Source organism: Bacillus sp. 11C, from assembly GCF_055486375.1.
Genome location: NZ_JBUPVZ010000005.1, coordinates 250,203 through 270,082, shown reverse-complemented (window position 1 = coordinate 270,082; position 19,880 = coordinate 250,203). Strand labels below are relative to the sequence as shown.

The following is a 19,880-nucleotide window of genomic DNA, read 5'->3' as shown; positions in this document are numbered from 1 at the left end:
TTGATAAAATAGAGCGTATCGCAAAAGGTGGACAGTTTTTCCTTAGAGAGAGGAGGTTCTGGCATGCCAAAAGGGTCAGGAAAAGTATTATCTCAAAATAAGAAAGCCAATCACGATTATTTTATAGAAGAAACCTATGAAACAGGTATCGCGTTGCAAGGAACCGAAATCAAATCGATTCGCGCCGGCCGCGTAAACCTTAAGGATTCCTTCGCCAAAATCGAGCAAGGAGAAGTGTTTCTCCACAATATGCACGTCAGCCCGTATGAGCAGGGAAACCGTTTTAACCACGATCCGCTTCGGACGAGAAAGCTGTTAATGCACCGCAAGGAGATTAATAAGCTGATCGGGCTTACAAAGGAAAAAGGCTATTCTCTCGTTCCGCTGAAGCTGTATTTAAAAAACGGCTTTGCCAAAGTGCTTCTCGGCCTTGGAAAAGGGAAGAAGAACTATGACAAACGGGAAGACCTGAAGCGGAAGGACGCGAAGCGGGAAATCGAAAGAGCGTTCAGAGACAGTCAAAAAGGCTTCTAAAGGCATCGTGCTTGATTCAAAAATCAGGCTTGTGCTATACTGTGTACACGATCAGATCACAACGCTATTCATTTGAAGGATTTGACAATTGAAAAGAGCCGTGATCATGTTATAATAAGACTGTAGCCAGTTTGAGTGAGAGCTTGATTATTTTCTCCCGTATTTCCCTTATAACAAGGGGACGTTACGGATTCGACAGGGATGGATCGAGCTTGAGCTGCGAGCCGAGAGGCGATCTCGTAAACACGCACCTAAATATAACTGGCAAAACTAACAGTTTTAACCAAAACGTAGCATTAGCTGCCTAATAAGCGCAGCGAGCTCTTCCTGACATTGCCTATGTGTCTGTGAAGAGCACATCCAAGTAGGCTACGCTTGCGTTCCTGTCTGAGAACGTAAGAAGAGATGAACAGACTAGCTCTCGGAAGGCCCGCCCGCAGGCAAGAAGATGAGTGAAACCATAAATATGCAGGCTACGCTCGTAGACGCTTAAGTAATCGATGTTTCTGGACGTGGGTTCGACTCCCACCGTCTCCATACATAAGATTTATAAACAAAGGTCTAAGGAATAGGGATATTAAGTAAAGTATAACTTTGCTTAATATCCCTTTTTCTTTTTTAGAGGCTAAATATACTATGATAAATGTAATTTATAGCACTTTTAATATAAATAAAATGATAATATAAAATAAGACATATAATATGAGGAGGAAGATTGTGGCAGATCCAATCTCGATAAGAAATATAATTAATAATGTAGTATCAGGGGAAATACGTATACCTTCTTTTCAAAGGAGTTATGTTTGGACGTCTGAACAAGTTGCTTTTCTTTTAGATAGTATTTATAAAGGAATTCCCATTGGTAATATTTTTTTGTGGAAAACAAGTGAAAAATTAAAAATAGAAAAAGACTTTGGTAATTTCAGCTTACCTAACCCAGAAAAAGACTATCCGATTAAATATGTACTAGATGGTCAGCAACGGTTAACGTCTTTATTTAGTGTATTCCAAAATATTATTGAGCCAACAAAACAGAATCATAACTGGGTTGATATTTATTTTGATTATGTAGCTGATGAAAACATGCAAGAAAGTTTGTTTATACCGCTTTCGGGTGCTGAAGTAAATTTAAATCGTCATTTTCCAATGAATGCAATGTTTGACTCCGTAAAGTATAGAAAAGCTACAGAAGAAATACCTGCAGACTACATAGAGACAATTGATAGAGTACAAGAGAAGTTTAAAGAAGTTATGATACCAGTCCAAGAAATTGAGACTGAAGATAAAGGTAAAGTTGCAATAGTTTTTGAAAGGATCAATAGATCAGGAACAGAATTAGATACCTTTCAACTTCTGACAGCTTGGACTTGGAGTTCGGAATTTGATTTACAGGATGAAATAGAAAAGTTAGCCGATGAATTAAATGATTTTGGATTTGGGGACATTTCTGAAGATAAGGACCTATTGTTAAAATGTTGTAGCGGAGTGATCTTAGGAGAAGCTTCTCCTAAGTCGATTATGTCTTTAAATGGAGAAGAAGTCAGAAATAATTTTGAGAAAATTAAGAATGGCATTAAGGGTTCAATTGATTTTCTTCAAAGAGAGTTAAATATTGAGTCAATAGATGTAATGCCTTATACTTCAATGATTGTAAGCTTAACACGCTTTTTTGCAACTAATAAAAAAAATGGTATTCTATACACTGATAAGCAAAGAAGAGAGTTATTGCGTTGGTTTTGGCGCTCATGTTTTTCTCGTAGGTACACTAGTGGCGTAACTCAAAAACATAAACAAGATTTACAAGCAATGGATAAGTTGAAAGTGAACGAAGAGCATATAATCTCAGATTTTGAATGTAATATTAATACTAGTTTTTTTACTGAAAATCAATTTAATCTCGGTTCAATAAATACAAAGACATATATAATTGCATTAGCTAGTAAACTACCTTCCTCGTTTATTTCAGGTTCTAAAGTAGATTTGAAAAATGTGTTGAAAAATTCGAGCCGTAACGAATTTCATCATATATTTCCTAAAAATCACCTGAAAGGTTTAGGCAAAACTAATAAAGAAATTAATGTTTTGGCAAACCTTTGCTTTTTGAATAATACTGATAATCAAAAAATTAAAGATAAAGCACCTGTAGTTTATCAAGATCTTTTACCTAAAGATAGGATAAAAGAAATTTTAGAGTCGCATCTGTGCCCTTCTGATACTTTTAATTTAACATATGAGCAATTTATACATAAACGCAGTGAATTACTTAAACTACATGCATTAGAGTTAATAAAATAAAGTTACAACAGATTTATTCTACTACTCTTTTATGGGAATGGGATTCGACCTTCATACATACTGACAATAAAGCAGAACCTCTTAGGGGGTTCTGCTTTATTTTTTCTCCAAATCACAGACACCAAAAAGTGCGTACTTCCATTTCAATCCCAGCTGTTTCATACTGATTCCTGAGATATGTTTCACTAATCAGATTTTTGTCAATAAAGAAGAGGAATCAAAAACGGAGGGATTTGGTAATGAAGCTGAATGTACAAGGAAAAACCGCGCTGGTGACCGGTTCGACATAGGGGATTGGGAAAGCCATTACCTCTTCGTTAGCTGAAGAAGGCGTGGCTTTGATCATTGAAGCGGTCCTTCAGAGTACTTTGATATGAATAGTTCCGTTTTTTTGAAGTGAATATTATGAGTGGGGCAAGACTAACAAGCAGTATTTGCATAACATGATAAAAAAAGAAGGGCGTTTGGTTTTCATTGCCATCGAAGCGGCGATTATGCTGTCACAGGAAATGACCCATTACAGTGCGACAGGGCGATTTGGTCCGCAGTGTTCTTTTAAACCTTTCCCAATGGGAGAGGTTTTTTTATAAAACCTTTGTTTTCAGAAAAGTAAAACGATATAATATGTAATATATTGCATATTAATTGTCTGGAGGGTGTGCGTTGGCGACTCAAAAACAACGGATGTACGGTTTTTTTATGGTCATTGTCGGAGCTGCCTTTTGGGGATTGTCGGGAACGGCTGCCCAGCATTTGTTTGAAACAAGTGATGTGTCGGTGGAGTGGCTTGTCACCGTGCGTTTGCTTTTATCAGGTCTGCTTCTGCTGATCATCATATCGGCCGGTAACAACAGACGTGCGGTGTGGGCGATATGGAAGGATCCAAAATCGGCTATCAAGCTGATTGTTTTCGGGATTGCAGGCATGCTGGGCGTTCAGTATACATTTTTAGCTTCGATCGGAACCGGAAATGCTGCTGTGGCTACGCTGTTACAGTATTTGGCGCCCGTTTTGATTATGATGTTTTTGCTTGTGACACGGAAGAATTCCTTTCAGTTAGCGGATATTTGCGCGCTTGTGCTGGCTTTGGGAGGCACTTTTTTACTGCTGACCAATGGCAGCGTCAATCATTTAACCGTTTCGTCCTTGTCTATTATATGGGGGCTGCTTTCTGCCGCGGCTTTGGCCTTTTATACGCTGTACTCCAGCTCTCTTTTGAAAAACTGGGGATCTGCTCTCGTGATTGGCTGGGGAATGCTGATCGGAGGCATTGGCATGAGCTTTATCCATCCCCCATGGGACGTTAATGTACAGGGATGGACGATGTCTGCGAGCGTTTTAGTCGGTTTTATTGTTATATTCGGAACGCTGTTGGGTTTTTATATGTATTTGACCAGTTTGAAATATTTATTTCCGCAAGAAGCGAGCATGCTTGGGTGCACTGAGCCGGTTGCCGCAGTGGCATCTTCTATTCTGTGGCTCGGTGTGTCCTTCGGATTATACCAAGCGGCAGGGGCGGCGTGTATTTTGGTGATGATTTTTGTTTTATCGCAAAAAAAGAGTGCCGGCAAAACAGCGGCGTTAAAAAAACAAACCAATATTCAGAGGTGATGCTTTTATGCCAATTCCGTCAAATATCTCGAAGCCTGTCAGACAAACTGCTAAAACGATTGCATTGGAACAAATTCAAAAATGGATCGTAGAAGGCATTCTTGCTCCCGGAGAAAAAATCAACGACGACGAGTTAGCGAAAGCGCTTGGCGTCAGCAGAACGCCAGTCAGAGAAGCTCTGCAATTATTGGCGGTACAAGGTTTTGTTGAAATGTCACCGGGAAGAGAAACAAGAATCTCACAAATTGAAAAAAACGATGTTTTCAAGGTGTACCCGCCAATGGCGGCTCTGCAATCCACCGCTGCCGAACTGGCTATCGAAAACATTCAGTCATCGCACTTGGAGGAGATGGCTGCGATCAATCAGCAAATGAAGATGGCGATTGACCGAAATGAAATCTATGAAGCGCTTGGGCTTGATAAAGCGTTTCATGATGTCATGATTGATGCGGCCAATAATGAATATATCCGCAATTTCACATCTGTTCTTCATATGCATATTCTTCGGCTCGAATATCTTTTTTTCAAATCGCCGCAAAATTCGATTGAAGAACATGAACAAATGATTCAGGCGTGTAAAGAGAAGGATCGGAAAAAAGCGGCCGAGCTGACATACAGCAACTGGATCAAGCCGATTCAGGATATTGCGGATAAATTAAGGTAAAGCAGGCAGAGACGGTACGGTCTCTGCTTTTTTTCCGTTTTTGGGGCATACTATAGCAGATAAACGAGAAGAGTTCCGTACATTCATAGAAAAAGATTTTAAACTGCTGGGAACAATCAAAGAACCATGCCAAGCATCGTGAAGGATGTTTTTCGCATTCATGACATCGATTTCCTTTGAAAAAGGCAATCGGATCAGGCATCTCTTCAGGGTTTCCTGTGCTGATCGGCGCATTGGCGGATCACGGATTATGGTTTAACTGCAAGCATCGGGGGTTTTGTTATTAAGTTATATGAGGACGTTTTAAACAAGCTGAGAAATCCGCTTTGATGAAAAGGATGCCGGCGGACAACAAGTGCCGCATGTTCTTATTACCCGAAGATCAGCAAAGAGCTCTCCGCCTGTATTTCAGCTTGCGGACAGATTTTGAAAAGTAAGCTGTTTAAAAGGGTTAAATAATCTTTAATTCAAGATGTTTTACTTGAAAGTAATTTTCACTATCTCTATAATAAAGACTAAGAGATACAGAATAATCATAATGCATCTGTATGATAATAATTGATGTGTGATTTTTAAAAACGAAAGGGCTGGTCAATATGGCAAAAGTATTATATATCACTGCTCACCCGCATGATGAAGCAACTTCTTACAGTATGGCAACAGGTAAAGCATTTATTGAATCTTACAAAGAAGCGAATCCAAATGATGAAGTTGTACATATCGATTTGTACAAAGAAAACATCCCGCACATTGACGCGGATGTATTCAGCGGCTGGGGAAAGCTTCGTTCAGGCACAGGCTTTGAAGAGCTTTCTGAAAGTGAAAAAGCGAAAGTCGGCCGTCTGGGAGAGCTTAGCGATCAATTTGCATCTGCTGATAAGTACATATTCGTGACTCCTTTATGGAACTTCTCATTCCCGCCAGTGATGAAAGCGTATCTTGATTCTGTGGCGGTTGCAGGAAAATCATTCAAATACACTGAACAAGGTCCTATTGGCTTGTTAACCGATAAAAAAGCGATTCATATCCAAGCGCGCGGCGGCTACTATTCAGAAGGCCCTGCGGCTGAAATGGAAATGGGCCATCGCTATATCGGCATTATGATGAACTTCTTCGGCGTACCATCCTTCGATGGCATTTTCGTAGAGGGACATAATGCGGAGCCTGATAAAGCACAGCAAATCAAAGAAGATGCGATCGCGCGTGCGAAAGAAGCAGGAAAAACATTCTAATGAAAAAGCCTCCCCTGATAAAAGGGGGAGGCTTTTGTTTATTGCTCCAGCATAATGGTCCGTTTTTCATCGCTGCTTTTCATCGCGGCTTCAATGATGCGGATGACATCAATACCTTCTTCAGCAGTGACAGGCAGCGCGGCGCCTTCCCGTATGCTTTCCGCTATTTTGCGGTAATAGGTAAGGTAAGAGCCATTTACCGATGGAATGGTTTCTGTTTTTTTGTTCTCGCCATGAATGGTTGTCAGCTGTCCGTAAAAAGCGGGGTCATCCGCACCCCAGCTGTCATCCTCCGGTTTGCTTCCCGCTCTGAGTGCGTCTTCCTGTGCATCGATTCCGTATTTGATAAAGCTGGAATGCTGTCCGTGGATTTGATAACGGGGGCCGTTTGCCGGAACGATCGATCCTCCGTAAAGAATCGCTTGGAGTTTGCCGTAATCCATTATCAAATGAAAATAGTCAACGGCTCTGGCGTTTTCACGCTGGGTCATCACGTTTGCCGTAACAGCTTTCGGCATTCCGAACAAATGGAGGGTTTGGTCTATGATGTGAGAGCCGAGATCATACAGCGTACCAGTGGCAGCGCCTTCTTTTTCCCGCCACCGTGCTTGAACCTCAGGACTGTAGCGGTCATAGGAGACTTGATATGTATTGATATCTTCAAGGGATCCATCAGCGATCAGCTTTTTAATCGTTAAAAAGTCGTTATCCCAGCGTCGGTTATGATAGACACTTAACAATACGCCTTTTTCAACGGCAGCCTGCTTTAATTTTTCCCCTTCTTCAGCTGTCGCTGTCATCGGTTTTTCCATTACAACGTGTTTTCCGGCCTGAATGCATGCCATGGCATGCTCGTAATGAAGGCCGCTCGGGGTGGTGACAATGACAAGTTCAATGGCCGGGTCATTTGTCATTTCCTCAAGCTCATGTACAACTTCTGAATCCGGAAAATCCCGTTTCACTTCTTCTGTCCGCGATGTCATGACTTTACTGATGTGATACTCATCCAGAACAGCAAGCAGCGGCGCGTGAAAAACCGAACCAGACAGCCCGTACCCTAATACCCCAACCTTTATCGTATCCACTTTTCTTCTCTCCTTTAAAAGCGTTTTCATAAAAGGTATATACCCTCCCGATCAAATGGTAAAACCTAACTGATCATTTTTTTGCCCGCGTCAAGCTTAGACAACAGTTTGGACAATCAGTATAATGGGAATTAATATAAGAAACAGGGGTGTGCACATGGAGCATAACGAACATAAAACATTAAACCATAAAAGCTCAAAAGAAAAGGATCAAATCACAAACCGGCTGAAGCGGATAGAAGGCCAAGTCAGAGGTATTCAAAACATGGTGGAAAACGATAGGTATTGTGTAGATATTCTTGTGCAGATATCTGCTGTTCAAGCGGCAATGCAAAAGGTGGCTCTCCACTTGCTTGAGGACCATGCCCATCATTGTGTAGCGGATGCCATCAAAAGCGGAGACGGGGACCAAGCCATTTCTGAGCTATTGGACGTATTTAAAAAGTTCACAAAATCATAAAGTCTTTTTATATTGTAATACCCTACGGGGGTATGGTAGCATGAAAACAGAAAGAACAAACAGGAGGAATTCATATGGACCAAAAAACATTACAAGTTGAAGGTATGTCTTGCCAGCACTGCGTCAAAGCAGTAGAAACGAGCGTGGGAGAACTGGATGGGGTCAGTGCTGTGCATGTCAATCTGGAAGCGGGAAAAGTCGATATTTCGTTTGATGCTGACAAAGTATCAGTCAAAGACATTGCGGATGCGATAGAAGATCAGGGCTATGATGTAGCCGATTGATTCAAGGTATCGCGCCTTTATGAAGGCGCGGTATTTCTTTCATTTTTATATACCCCCCTGGTGTATATAAAGGAGTGAGTATGTTGAGTGAACAAAAGGAAATTGCGATGCAGGTATCTGGTATGACCTGTGCGGCATGTGCCTCCAGAATTGAAAAAGGCCTCAAGCGGATGCCGGGTGTCACGGATGCCAATGTCAATATGGCAACGGAAACCTCAAATGTCACCTACGATCCTGCTGAAACAGGAGCTGCAGCGATTCAGGAAAAAATTGAAAAGCTGGGCTATCACGTCATAACAGAAAAAGCTGAATTCGATATTGAAGGCATGACGTGTGCGGCTTGCGCCAATCGGATTGAAAAGCGGCTTAACAAAATAGAAGGCGTCACAAATGCTCCTGTAAACTTCGCATTAGAAACGGTTGCGGTCGAGTACAATCCAAAAGAAGCGTCTATCAGCGAGTTGAAAGAAGCGATAGATAAACTAGGATATAAGCTTAAGCTGAAAGGCGATGAACACCGGGATTCCGCAGCTTCTAAAAAGAAAGAAGAACGGAAGCAAACGGCGAGACTGATCTTTTCAGCGGTTCTATCATTTCCGCTACTTTGGGCGATGGTGAGCCATTTTACATTTACCTCGTTCATTTGGGTGCCGGATATATTCCTTAATCCGTGGATGCAATTTGCGCTGGCGACTCCAGTCCAGTTTCTGATCGGCTGGCCGTTTTATGTGGGTGCGTATAAGGCGCTCAGAAATAAAAGCGCCAATATGGATGTGTTGGTCGCGCTAGGAACGACGGCTGCTTATGCTTACAGCCTTTATATTACGATCCAAAGCCTCGGTTCCCATGGCCATACAGCCGGCCTTTACTATGAAACAAGCGCGATATTGCTGACGCTGATTTTGTTAGGGAAGCTGTTTGAAACAAAAGCAAAGGGCCGTTCTTCGGACGCCATTAAAAAGCTGATGAAGCTTCAAGCGAAAACAGCGATTGTCGTAAGAGACGGACAGGAGCAAATTATTCCGATAGACGAAGTGCTTGTCAATGACATTGTTTACGTCAAACCGGGCGAACGAATTCCTGTCGATGGAGAAGTGATTGAAGGCCGCTCGGCTGTAGATGAATCGATGATTACAGGAGAAAGCCTTCCAGTTGATAAAAATCCGGGTGACAGCGTGACAGGCGCAACCGTTAACTCAAACGGATTCCTGAAAATCAAAGCTGTCAACGTCGGAAAAGATACCGCGCTTTCTCATATCATTAAAATCGTCGAGGAAGCACAAGGGTCAAAAGCGCCGATCCAGCGTCTCGCTGATCAGATTTCCGGCATTTTTGTCCCCATTGTATTGGGGATTGCTGTTCTCACTTTCCTCATTTGGTATCTCTGGGCGGCTCCCGGCGATTTTGCCGAAGCGATCAGTAAGCTTATTGCGGTGCTCGTCATCGCCTGCCCTTGTGCGCTGGGCCTTGCCACTCCGACGAGCATTATGGCTGGATCTGGCCGCGCGGCTGAATTCGGGATTCTCTTTAAAGGCGGCGAACATTTAGAAAAAACACATCGTCTCGATACGATTGTTCTCGATAAAACCGGAACTGTGACAAACGGGAAGCCGCGATTGACAGATGCCATTCCATTTGGCCATTTTGAAGAAACAGAACTGCTTCAGTTTACGGCGGCAGCTGAAACGGGATCGGAGCATCCGCTCGGCGAAGCGATTGTTGCCGGCGTGAAAGGAAAAGGGCTTGAAATACCGAAGCTGAACAGCTTTGAAGCAAAGGTAGGCGCAGGCGTTTTGGCTAAAGCCGGAGGCAAAACCATTCTCGTTGGCACAAGAAAGTTAATGGAGAGCGAACAGATCGAACATGGGGATCTTCTTGCCCAAATGGAAGAACTTGAGGCAGAAGGGAAAACAGTAATGCTTGTCTCCATTGATGGTGAAGCCGCCGGGCTTGTAGCGGTTGCCGATACGATAAAAGACACGTCAAGGGCAGCAGTGGCCCGTCTGAAAGCGTTGGGCTTGGATGTCATCATGATGACAGGTGACAATCGCAGAACTGCAGAAGCCATCGCGAAGGAAGCGGGAATTACGAGTGTGATTGCGGAAGTCCTTCCTGAACAAAAGGCGGCAGAAATTTCCCGCTTGCAAAAAGAAGGGCGCCAGACGGCCATGGTAGGCGACGGAATTAACGATGCGCCGGCGCTAGCTACAGCCGATATTGGCATGGCGATTGGAACAGGCACGGACATTGCCATGGAAACAGCGGACATTACGCTTATACGCGGCGATTTGAACAGCATTGCCGACGCAATCCGCATGAGCAGATTAACAATGAACAACATTAAACAAAACTTATTCTGGGCGCTTGGCTATAACAGCCTCGGCATCCCGATCGCAGCGCTCGGATTTTTAGCGCCATGGATAGCGGGAGCAGCAATGGCATTCAGCTCCGTTTCCGTTGTTCTGAATGCGTTGCGTCTGCAGAAAGTAAAATAAATATGCCGGTTTTTCAGCTTATCGACAAACCCTCGCATTCGTTGTCAGGCCTGCGCGTTGGTGCTCAATGAAAGAATGGAACGGCAGTTAAATTCCAGACGTCCTGTCTAAAGGCCGCCGTCATCACATCCTGTGAAAGTCTGCTCCAATGCTCGTCCTTTCTAGATTTCAAGGGTGTTCAATCATGTTGTCAACAACCGAAAAACCGGCGATATGCCGGTTTTTGTTTATCATTGACACTTTCTTGGTAAAAGCCATATAATAAATGTAATCAACTATATGATTATATGCTCATATATATAATTTCGTTGCCGACACTCATTGATACGCTTTGAAGAGGGAACCCTAAATCGGAAGGTAAGGTGAGACTAGTGAAACAGGAATACATTCTGGACGGTTTGGATTGCAGCAATTGTGCCCAAAAAATTGAAAACGGAGTTAAAGGCATAAAAGGCATTGACGGATGCGCGGTAAATTTTGCGGCAAGCACCTTGACTGTCTCAGCCGGTGGGAAAGAAGAGCAATGGGTCGCCAATAAGGTGGAGAAAAAAGTAAAATCAATCGATCCGCATGTAACGGTTCGCCAAAAGCATAAAAAGAAATCAGCTGAAGACAACTATCGCAATCGAATGATCAATATGCTGATCAGAATGGCGGTTGCTGTCATTTTAGGAGCAGCGGCATATGTCGTTCATTCCGGAACAATCGAATTTTTCCTTTTCCTCGCTGCCTATTTGATCATCGGCGGTGATATTGTCATCCGGGCAATCAAAAACATCAGCCGCGGTCAGGTGTTTGATGAGCATTTCTTAATGGCCCTTGCCACAATCGGCGCTTTTCTGATTCAGCAATACCCTGAGGGCGTTGCCGTTATGCTGTTTTACCAAATCGGTGAGCTTTTTCAAGGAGCTGCGGTCAGCCGTTCCAGAAAATCAATCAGTGCGTTAATGGACATACGGCCTGATTACGCCAATGTCAAAACAGAGAACGGCATCGAACTGGTTTCTCCGGAGGACGTAAAGATTGGAGACATCATTGTGGTCAATCCCGGAGAAAGCATACCCCTTGACGGTAAGGTCGTACAGGGATCAGCGATGGTTGATACGTCTGCTTTGACAGGTGAGTCTGTTCCAAGAAAAGCTTCAGAAGGACAAGATGTGATGTCAGGCTTTATCAATCAAAACGGCGTTCTGCATATTGAAGTCACAAAGGGCTATCAGGAATCTGCAGTATCAAAAATATTAGATTTGGTTCAAAATGCGAGCAGCCGTAAAGCCCGGACAGAAAACTTTATCACGAAGTTTGCCAAGTATTATACACCTGCTGTCGTGATCATCGCGGTATTGCTGGCCTTTGTCCCGCCGCTGGTTATTCCCGGCGCCGCACTTTCCGATTGGGTGTACCGCGCGCTTATTTTCTTAGTGATTTCTTGTCCATGTGCGCTTGTTGTCTCTATACCGCTCGGTTTCTTCGGCGGAATCGGCGCAGCCTCTAAGGCAGGAGTGCTTGTGAAGGGAAGCAATTATTTAGAAGCCTTGAATCAAGTCAAATACGCGGTGTTTGATAAGACAGGAACATTAACAAAAGGCAGTTTTGAAGTGACAGAAATTAAACCCGCGGAAGGATTTACAAAGGAAAAATTACTTGAAGCGGCGGCATATGCTGAGCTTCATTCCCAGCACCCGATTGCCGAATCTGTGCGTAAAGCTTATGGGAAAATGCTCTCCTCTGACGCAATAGAGTCATATGAGGAAATATCCGGCCGCGGCATTTTTGCAAAAGTAAACGGAACAGAAATCCTTGCTGGGAATCAGAAGCTCATGGAAAGAGAACAGATTAAAGGCGTCCCGGATCAAAAAGCCGGAACAATCGTACACATTGCTGTTGATCAACATTATGCCGGAGCAATCATCATAGCGGATGAAGCAAAAGAAGACGCGGCACAGGCGATTGCTGATCTGAAGTCGCTTGGAATCAAACAGACAATTATGCTGACAGGTGATTCAAAACAAACGGGAGAAGCCGTCGGAAAACAGCTTGGCATCGACGAGGTATATGCGGAGCTGTTGCCGCAGGATAAAGTCGCGCGGGTTGAAGCATTAGAAGCCAAGCTTTCGCCAAATGAAAAACTCATTTTTGTCGGTGACGGCATCAATGATACGCCGGTGCTTGCGCGCGCGGATATCGGAGCAGCCATGGGCGGCCTTGGCTCAGACGCCGCGGTAGAAGCAGCAGACGTCGTGCTGATGACAGATCAGCCTTCAAAAATAGCCGAAGCGATTCGGATTGCCAAACGGACACGGCGAATCGTGTGGCAAAACATCGGCTTTGCTTTAGGCGTGAAAGCGATCTTTCTCATTCTTGGAGTATTCGGAATTGCAACCATGTGGGAAGCGGTTTTCTCAGATGTCGGCGTCACACTGCTCGCTGTGGCAAACGCCATGCGCGTTATGCGTCTCAAAAACAGGTAAATTGTCGGAGAGAATTCATTTTTTCGGGCTTTTCTTATCGGCGCTTGTCTTGTTAAAATAAAGAAGCGGGTCAATTGCGATCCGCTTCTTTTTTATAATTTTAAAACGATGAGGTGTCGGAGTGAAAAAGAAACAGCAGTCTTCTGCGAAATTCGCGGTCATCCTTACGGTTGTGGTTGTTGTCTTGTTAGCAGCCATTGTCATGATTAATAACAAAACGGAACAAGGCAATGAAGCGGTTTCTGGACAGCCGTCTATCAAAGGCCAGCCTGTGCTCGGCAAGGATGATGCACCGGTAACTGTAGTTGAATTCGGAGATTACAAATGTCCGTCTTGTAAAATGTTTAACAGTGACATCTTCCCAAAAATACAAAAAGACTTTATTGATAAGGGCGATGTGAAATTTTCATTCGTGAACGTCATGTTCCATGGAAAAGGTTCAAGGTTAGCGGCTCTTGCATCAGAAGAAGTATGGAAAGAAGATCCTGACTCTTTCTGGGCATTCCATGAAAAGCTGTTCGACAAACAGCCGGATACAGAACAGGAATGGGTGACCCCGGGCGTTCTCGGTGATGTTGCCAAAAGCACCACAAAGGTCAATCCTGAGACGCTCAAGGACAATCTTGATAAGGAAACATTTGCTTCCCAAGTGGAAAGAGATTCCGAACTTAATCAAAAAATGAACATAAAAGCAACCCCGACGATTTACGTCAATGATAAAGTGATCAAAAAATTTGCGGATTATGATGAAATCAAAGAAACGATAGAAAAAGAGCTGAAAGGGAAGTAAATCATATGAAAAATAGAATTGTATGTTTATATGCTTCTTGGGTTGTCGCTCTTACCGCTATGCTCGGCAGCCTGTATTTCAGTGAAATCAAAAAGTTCATTCCATGTGAACTGTGCTGGTACCAGCGTATCCTCATGTATCCGCTCGTCCTGATTTTAGGAATCGCCACCTTTCAAGGGGACACACGCGTGAAAAAATATGCGCTTCCGATGGCGATTATCGGGGCATTTATTTCGATCATGCATTACTTAGAGCAGAAAGTGCCGGGCTTTTCCGGCATTAAGCCGTGTGTAAGCGGCGTGCCGTGCTCAGGCCAATATATTAACTGGTTCGGTTTTATGACCATTCCATTTCTGGCCCTGATTGCTTTTATCCTGATTATTGTTTTTATGTGTCTGCTGAAAGGCGAAAAATCTGAATAACCAAAAAGCGTCCGCGTATGCCGGGCGTTTTTTCATCTGTAAATGACAGCTCAATAGCGTTTGGTGTACTCCCTCTAAATTTATCTTTTTTTATCGTGAAAATGTTATTGATTTTACGCTTGAGCGATTATAAAATCTAGAGGTCGTCAGAAAATTTAACAAACATAAAGGGAGTCATCAGAATGGCTTGGGAGCTGCTCAGTGTGATTGGCATCATTGCGTTTGCAGTCAGCGGCGCAATTGTTGCGATGGAAGAGGAATATGATATTTTAGGAGTTTATATATTAGGGATTGTCACAGCTTTTGGAGGAGGAGCGATCCGCAATTTGCTGATCGGTGTTCCGGTGTCGGCATTATGGGAGCAGGGCGCGTACTTTCAAATCGCCCTCCTCTCCATTACGATTGTGTTTCTGTTTCCGAAGCTGCTGCTGAGGCATTGGAACAAGTGGGGCAACTTATCAGATGCGATCGGTCTCGCGGCCTTCGCCATCCAAGGCGCACTGTATGCCGTCAAAATGGGTCATCCGCTTAGTGCCGTTATCGTGGCTGCGGTCCTGACGGGAAGCGGCGGCGGAATCATTCGCGATCTTCTTGCCGGACGCAAACCGCTTGTGCTGAAAGCGGAAATTTATGCGGTCTGGGCGGCTCTCGGCGGTTTAATCGTCGGCTTGGGCTGGCTGGGAAACTCATTTGGCTTGTACGTTCTGTTTTTCGTGCTCGTTGTTTGCCGCGTTTGTTCCTATATGTTTAATTGGAAGCTGCCAAACCGTTCTTTTCGCTTAGATAACTAACATCATAAAAAAACCGATTTCAATTTGAAATCGGTTTTTTTGCATATAAATAACCCAAACCTTGATTGATATTGGGTAAATGTGCTAAGATAAATTGTATTTGCTTATTTTTATCATATTTATAATATATATCCAATTTTATTTTACAGTATTTCATCTGAATTTGTCAACTATTTTCTGGAGGTGCCGTCCATGAATCAGCAGGATAAGGAATGGAAGGAAGAACAGTCAAGAATAGATGAGGTACTGCAGGAGCTCGGGCGAAAAGAGCGGTTTCTGGAAACGTCTGCAGGCGGGTTAAAGCATGATATTATCGGATTAAGAAAAAGCTTTTGGGAGGATGTTACGGTCAATCTTGATGATACCCATGAAGCGGTTGAAACGATGGCAAGCATTAAGCAGCAGGCGGAGCTGCTGTCTGATCGGGAACGAAATCATCGGCGTATGGATCAGCAGCTCAAACGAATTCATCAATTAAAAGCATCGCCTTATTTCGGCCGGATTGATTTTATTGAAAACGGAGAGGAACAGGCAGAGCGAATTTATATCGGTTTAGCTTCTTGCATGGATGAGAAGGAGGAACACTTTCTGATCTATGACTGGAGGGCGCCGATATCCAGTATGTACTACAATTATTCCCCAGGAAAAGCGGAGTACGAAGTGCCCGGCGAAACGATAGAAGGCCAAATGGTGCTGAAACGCCAGTTTATCATTAAAAACGGCGCTCTCAAGGCAATGTTTAATACTGATATGACGATCGGTGATGAAATGCTGCAAGAGGTCTTGAGCCATCAATCTGATACCCAAATGAAAAACATCGTGTCTACAATTCAGAAAGAACAAAATCAGATTATCCGTAATGAAAAAAGCAAATTTCTGATCGTGCAGGGAGCAGCTGGCAGCGGGAAAACATCGGCAGCACTCCAGCGCGTCGCTTATTTGTTATACAGGTACCGCGGCGTTATTGATGCCGGACAAATCGTTTTATTTTCTCCAAACTTTTTATTTAACAGCTATGTCTCCTCTGTTTTGCCTGAGTTAGGGGAAGAGAATATGGAACAGGCGACGTTTCAGGAATATATCGAGCACCGGCTTGGCCGCAAGTTCCTATGTGAAAGCCCCTTTGATCAGCTCGAATATTGCCTGAGCGAATCAAAGAAAGGCGGTTTTCCGTCAAGGCTTACGGCAATCACATGGAAGGCGAGCTTATCTTTTCAGGAATTCATTGATGAATACGTCAGCCGGCTGTCCTCCGAAGGGATGATCTTTAAAAATATCGTCTTCCGCGGACAAAAACTGATTACAAAGGAACAAATTCAATCCTATTTTTACTCATTGGATCAACACCAGTCCATTCCGAACCGGATGGAGCAAACGGCAAAGTGGCTGCTGAGTGAACTTAATACATTTGAGAAAAAGGAACGGCGTAAGGATTGGGTCGTTCAGGAAGCTGAGCTGCTCGACAAAGAGGATTACCTGGACGTGTACAAAAAACTCCAGGAAAGGAAACAGTTCAGTGAGAGCACGTTTAACGATTATCAAAGAGAGCAGCAACTGCTTGCCGCCATCATTGTGAAAAAGGCGTTCAATCCGCTCAAACAGGCGGTCAGGCTCTTTGCGTTTCTGGATGTCAAACAGCTGTATTTGCATTTGTTTTCCAGCTGGGGAGGGAAATTTCAGCATGCGGAGACGGCAGCGATAGGAGCGCTGACCCGATCGGCATTTGCGGAAAATAAATTGCTCTATGAGGATGCGGCGCCGTTTCTTTATATGCAGGATTTGATCGAAGGCAGAAAGAAAAATACGAAGATCAAACATCTTTTTATCGACGAAGCTCAGGACTATTCACCGTTTCAGATGGCTTACATGAGAAGCATTTTTCCGGCCGCCAGCATGACAGTGCTCGGTGATATCAATCAGTCCATCTACGCCCATACCATACATGGCGCAAAGTATATGGATGCGTGCTTTGAAGGTGAGCCGGCTGAATATATTCGTTTAAAGAGAACGTACAGATCGACAAGGCAGATTGTCGATCTAACAAAAGCGATGCTTCAGGACGGAGGGGACATTGAGCCTTTTAACAGAAACGGGGAAATGCCTCTCGTTTTCAAAACCGAAGGGCGTGAGGACCTTTGTCAAAAGCTCACGAAAGAAATGGAACGGCTCAAGAAGCAAGGGCATGAAACGATCGCCGTCATTTGCAAGACTGCCCAGGAATGCATACAGGCGCACGCTTACATAAGCGAATATATAGATATCCGGCTGATTCATAAAGAAAATCAAACATTTCAAAAGGGAGTTTGTGTCATTCCGGTTTATTTAGCGAAGGGAATTGAGTTTGACGCAGTCCTTGTCTATGATGCATCGGAAGAACATTATCAAACAGAGCACGACCGCAGGCTCTTATACACTGCCTGCACCCGGGCGATGCATATGCTGGCGGTGTTATATACAGGTAAGGCAAGTCCGTTTGTAACGGCCGTGCCGTCTCACTTATATCAGAATGCTGAGTGAAGAGAAGGGGAGCCTTCTCTTTTTAGCGTGCCGACAAACCCTCGCATTTGTTGTCAAGCGTGCGTATTGGTGCTCACTTGAAAAAAACTCAGCGGCTAAATGCTCGAGATCCTGCCCAAACGCCGCTGTCACCCCATCCTGCAGAAGTCTGCCCCAATGTACGTCCTTCCTAGAATTCAAGGGTTAAAGATGACAAAACCCTAAAGCTACGTTTATTTGTGTAGAGAAGGACGTCCTTCTCTTTTTCTATTTAAATGAAAGAAACAAAGCGGTTTTATCATTAGGAATCTTAATAGTTATCATCATGTAAATATATTTTACTTAAACCTAGTATTCCGGTAAAGTTCAATTAGATGCAATTTTCGATCAGTTTATAACTTTGTGAGGTGGATACGTTGCAACTTCAGGTAATGAACAGTCCGTTTAATCAGGAGCAGGCAGAGCTCCTTAACCGTCTTCTGCCAACTTTGACCGAATCTCAGAAAATCTGGCTGAGCGGATATTTATCCGCGCAATCCGTTCCCGCCCAAGAAACCGCGGGGGCCCCTGCGGCTATTGTGTCTGAAGAAGCGGCGGCACCGGCCGTTTCAAAAGAAGTGACCGTTCTTTATGGTTCACAGACGGGAAACGCACAGGGGCTTGCAGAAAATGCCGGCAAGCAGCTTGAGGAGCGCGGTTTTCAAGTCACTGTCTCATCCATGAGCGATTTTAAGCCGAATCAGCTGAAGAAAATCAACAATCTTTTGATCGTCGTCAGCACGCATGGTGAAGGCGAGCCGCCTGATAACGCGCTGTCGTTTCATGAATTTTTGCATGGAAGACGGGCGCCTAAGCTTGAAGACCTTCGTTTTTCAGTTTTGGCGCTTGGTGACAGCTCGTACGAATTTTTCTGCCAGACAGGGAAGGAATTTGATCAGCGCTTAGAAGAAATCGGCGGCAAACGAATTTCTCCGCGCGTTGATTGCGATCTTGACTATGATGAGCCGGCAGCTGAATGGCTTGAGGGTGTATTTGAGGGCTTAAGTGAAGCCGGGGGCGGAAGCGCCGCACCTGCGCAAGGAGCAGCTTCGCCTCAAATCGGTGAGTCTTCTTACTCCAGAACAAACCCGTTTCGGGCTGAAGTGTTAGAAAATTTAAATTTGAACGGCCGAGGATCAAATAAAGAAACACGCCATGTCGAGCTGTCTCTGGAAGGATCTGGCCTGACTTATGAGCCTGGTGACAGCCTCGGCGTCTATCCGGAAAACGATCCGGAGCTTGTTGAGCTGCTGCTTAAGGAAATGAATTGGGACCCCGAAGAAATTGTGACCCTTAATAAGCAAGGTGATGTACGCCCGCTTAAAGAAGCGCTGATTTCTCACTATGAAATCACTGTTCTCACAAAACCGCTTCTTGAACAGGCTGCCCAGCTGTCAGGGAGCGATGAGCTTAGAGAGCTTTTAGCCCCGGGAAATGAGGGGAACGTAAAAGCATATCTTGAAGGACGCGATTTGCTTGATCTCGTTCGTGATTATGGCCCGTTCAGCGTATCGGCGCAGGAGTTTGTTTCGATTCTGCGAAAAATGCCGGCCCGACTCTATTCAATCGCGAGCAGTTTATCCGCTAATCCGGATGAAGTACATGTAACGATCGGCGCAGTCCGCTACGATGCGCACGGCCGTGAACGAAAGGGCGTCTGCTCGATTTTATGCGCGGAGCGTCTGCAACCGGGAGACACACTGCCTGTTTATGTCCAGCATAATCAAAACTTTAAGCTTCCGAAAGATCCTGAAACACCGATTATCATGGTCGGCCCTGGGACAGGCGTCGCGCCGTTCCGTTCCTTTATGCAGGAGCGTGAGGAGACGGGAGTGGAAGGCAAAGCATGGATGTTTTTTGGCGATCAGCATTTTGTCACGGATTTCCTTTATCAGACAGAGTGGCAGAATTGGATCAAAGACGGTGTGCTGACAAAAATGGATGTGGCGTTCTCACGTGATACGGAAGAAAAAGTATATGTGCAGCACCGCATGCTTGAACAGAGTGCAGAATTGTTCGAATGGCTTCAAGAAGGCGCGGCTGTTTACATTTGCGGTGATGAAAAACACATGGCGCATGACGTCCATCACACATTACTTGACATTATCGAGAAAGAAGGCAATATGAGCCGCGAAGAAGCAGAAGCTTATCTTGCCGATATGCAGCAGCAAAAACGCTATCAGCGTGATGTATACTGATTTGACTTGAAAG

15 protein-coding genes, 1 other RNA gene and 2 pseudogenes are annotated in these 19,880 nt (G+C 44.3%); 17 read left to right on the top strand and 1 reads right to left on the bottom strand.

Annotated elements, in window-relative coordinates; all coding sequences use genetic code 11:
- Positions 1-63: 63 nt before the first annotated feature.
- The 8 genes and pseudogenes from smpB (at position 64) to azoRB (ending at position 6,336) form a co-directional block, all read left to right on the top strand.
- Positions 64-534 carry an SsrA-binding protein gene (gene smpB, locus ACY3LV_RS10095; protein WP_464863721.1) on the top strand — a complete coding sequence of 157 codons (471 nt, stop codon included), beginning with the start codon at positions 64-66 and terminating at the stop codon, positions 532-534.
- A 177-nt stretch (positions 535-711) separates the two neighbouring features.
- Positions 712-1,074: a transfer-messenger RNA gene (ssrA, locus tag ACY3LV_RS10090) on the top strand.
- Between the two features lie 177 nt (positions 1,075-1,251).
- Entirely contained in the window at positions 1,252-2,829 is a 1,578-nt protein-coding gene (locus tag ACY3LV_RS10085; RefSeq protein ID WP_333560890.1) for a GmrSD restriction endonuclease domain-containing protein, read from the top strand.
- 293 nt (positions 2,830-3,122) lie between these two features.
- Positions 3,123-3,359 (top strand): annotated as a pseudogene (locus tag ACY3LV_RS10080) (hypothetical protein); the annotation flags it as partial.
- 133 nt (positions 3,360-3,492) lie between these two features.
- Positions 3,493-4,440, top strand: a complete 948-nt coding sequence (locus ACY3LV_RS10075; RefSeq protein WP_333560889.1) for a DMT family transporter — start codon at positions 3,493-3,495, stop codon at positions 4,438-4,440.
- A 7-nt stretch (positions 4,441-4,447) separates the two neighbouring features.
- Positions 4,448-5,104 carry a GntR family transcriptional regulator gene (locus ACY3LV_RS10070; RefSeq protein WP_148962782.1) on the top strand — a complete coding sequence of 219 codons (657 nt, stop codon included), beginning with the start codon at positions 4,448-4,450 and terminating at the stop codon, positions 5,102-5,104.
- 126 nt (positions 5,105-5,230) lie between these two features.
- Positions 5,231-5,386: pseudogene (locus ACY3LV_RS10065) on the top strand (hypothetical protein); the annotation flags it as partial.
- A 314-nt stretch (positions 5,387-5,700) separates the two neighbouring features.
- Positions 5,701-6,336: an FMN-dependent NADH-azoreductase AzoRB gene (gene azoRB / locus ACY3LV_RS10060; protein WP_464863720.1), complete on the top strand. Its 636-nt coding sequence runs from the start codon at positions 5,701-5,703 to the stop codon at positions 6,334-6,336.
- Between the two features lie 38 nt (positions 6,337-6,374).
- Here the strand turns inward: azoRB and ACY3LV_RS10055 are convergent, their stop codons facing one another.
- Positions 6,375-7,451, bottom strand: a complete 1,077-nt coding sequence (locus ACY3LV_RS10055; RefSeq protein ID WP_464863719.1) for an oxidoreductase — start codon at positions 7,449-7,451, stop codon at positions 6,375-6,377.
- A gap of 127 nt (positions 7,452-7,578) precedes the next feature.
- Between ACY3LV_RS10055 and csoR the strand changes: the two genes are divergently transcribed.
- The 9 genes from csoR to ACY3LV_RS10010 all read left to right on the top strand — a co-directional run bounded on the left by csoR (position 7,579) and on the right by ACY3LV_RS10010 (position 19,867).
- Positions 7,579-7,881: a copper-sensing transcriptional repressor CsoR gene (csoR, locus tag ACY3LV_RS10050; RefSeq protein ID WP_464863718.1), complete on the top strand. Its 303-nt coding sequence runs from the start codon at positions 7,579-7,581 to the stop codon at positions 7,879-7,881.
- A gap of 74 nt (positions 7,882-7,955) precedes the next feature.
- Positions 7,956-8,165, top strand: coding sequence for a copper chaperone CopZ (gene copZ / locus ACY3LV_RS10045; protein ID WP_087991138.1), 210 nt, complete (start codon positions 7,956-7,958; stop codon positions 8,163-8,165).
- 83 nt (positions 8,166-8,248) lie between these two features.
- The gene (copA, locus tag ACY3LV_RS10040) at positions 8,249-10,660 is read left to right on the top strand and encodes a copper-exporting P-type ATPase CopA (RefSeq protein ID WP_464863717.1); all 2,412 of its coding nucleotides are present in this window, start codon (positions 8,249-8,251) and stop codon (positions 10,658-10,660) included.
- Positions 10,661-11,022: 362 nt separating this feature from the next.
- A complete protein-coding gene (locus tag ACY3LV_RS10035) occupies positions 11,023-13,131 on the top strand; it encodes a heavy metal translocating P-type ATPase (RefSeq protein ID WP_464863716.1) in 2,109 nt (702 codons plus the stop codon).
- 121 nt (positions 13,132-13,252) lie between these two features.
- Positions 13,253-13,921, top strand: a complete 669-nt coding sequence (locus ACY3LV_RS10030) for a DsbA family protein (RefSeq protein ID WP_464863715.1) — start codon at positions 13,253-13,255, stop codon at positions 13,919-13,921.
- Between the two features lie 5 nt (positions 13,922-13,926).
- Positions 13,927-14,343, top strand: coding sequence for a disulfide oxidoreductase (locus tag ACY3LV_RS10025; protein ID WP_087991134.1), 417 nt, complete (start codon positions 13,927-13,929; stop codon positions 14,341-14,343).
- A gap of 182 nt (positions 14,344-14,525) precedes the next feature.
- Positions 14,526-15,134, top strand: a complete 609-nt coding sequence (locus ACY3LV_RS10020; RefSeq protein WP_087991133.1) for a trimeric intracellular cation channel family protein — start codon at positions 14,526-14,528, stop codon at positions 15,132-15,134.
- Positions 15,135-15,326: 192 nt separating this feature from the next.
- The gene (gene helD, locus ACY3LV_RS10015) at positions 15,327-17,651 is read left to right on the top strand and encodes an RNA polymerase recycling motor HelD (RefSeq protein WP_367387014.1); all 2,325 of its coding nucleotides are present in this window, start codon (positions 15,327-15,329) and stop codon (positions 17,649-17,651) included.
- Between the two features lie 395 nt (positions 17,652-18,046).
- On the top strand, positions 18,047-19,867 hold the full coding sequence (locus ACY3LV_RS10010) for an assimilatory sulfite reductase (NADPH) flavoprotein subunit (protein WP_464863714.1): 1,821 nt from the start codon (positions 18,047-18,049) through the stop codon (positions 19,865-19,867).
- The last annotated feature ends 13 nt before the right edge of the window (positions 19,868-19,880 follow it).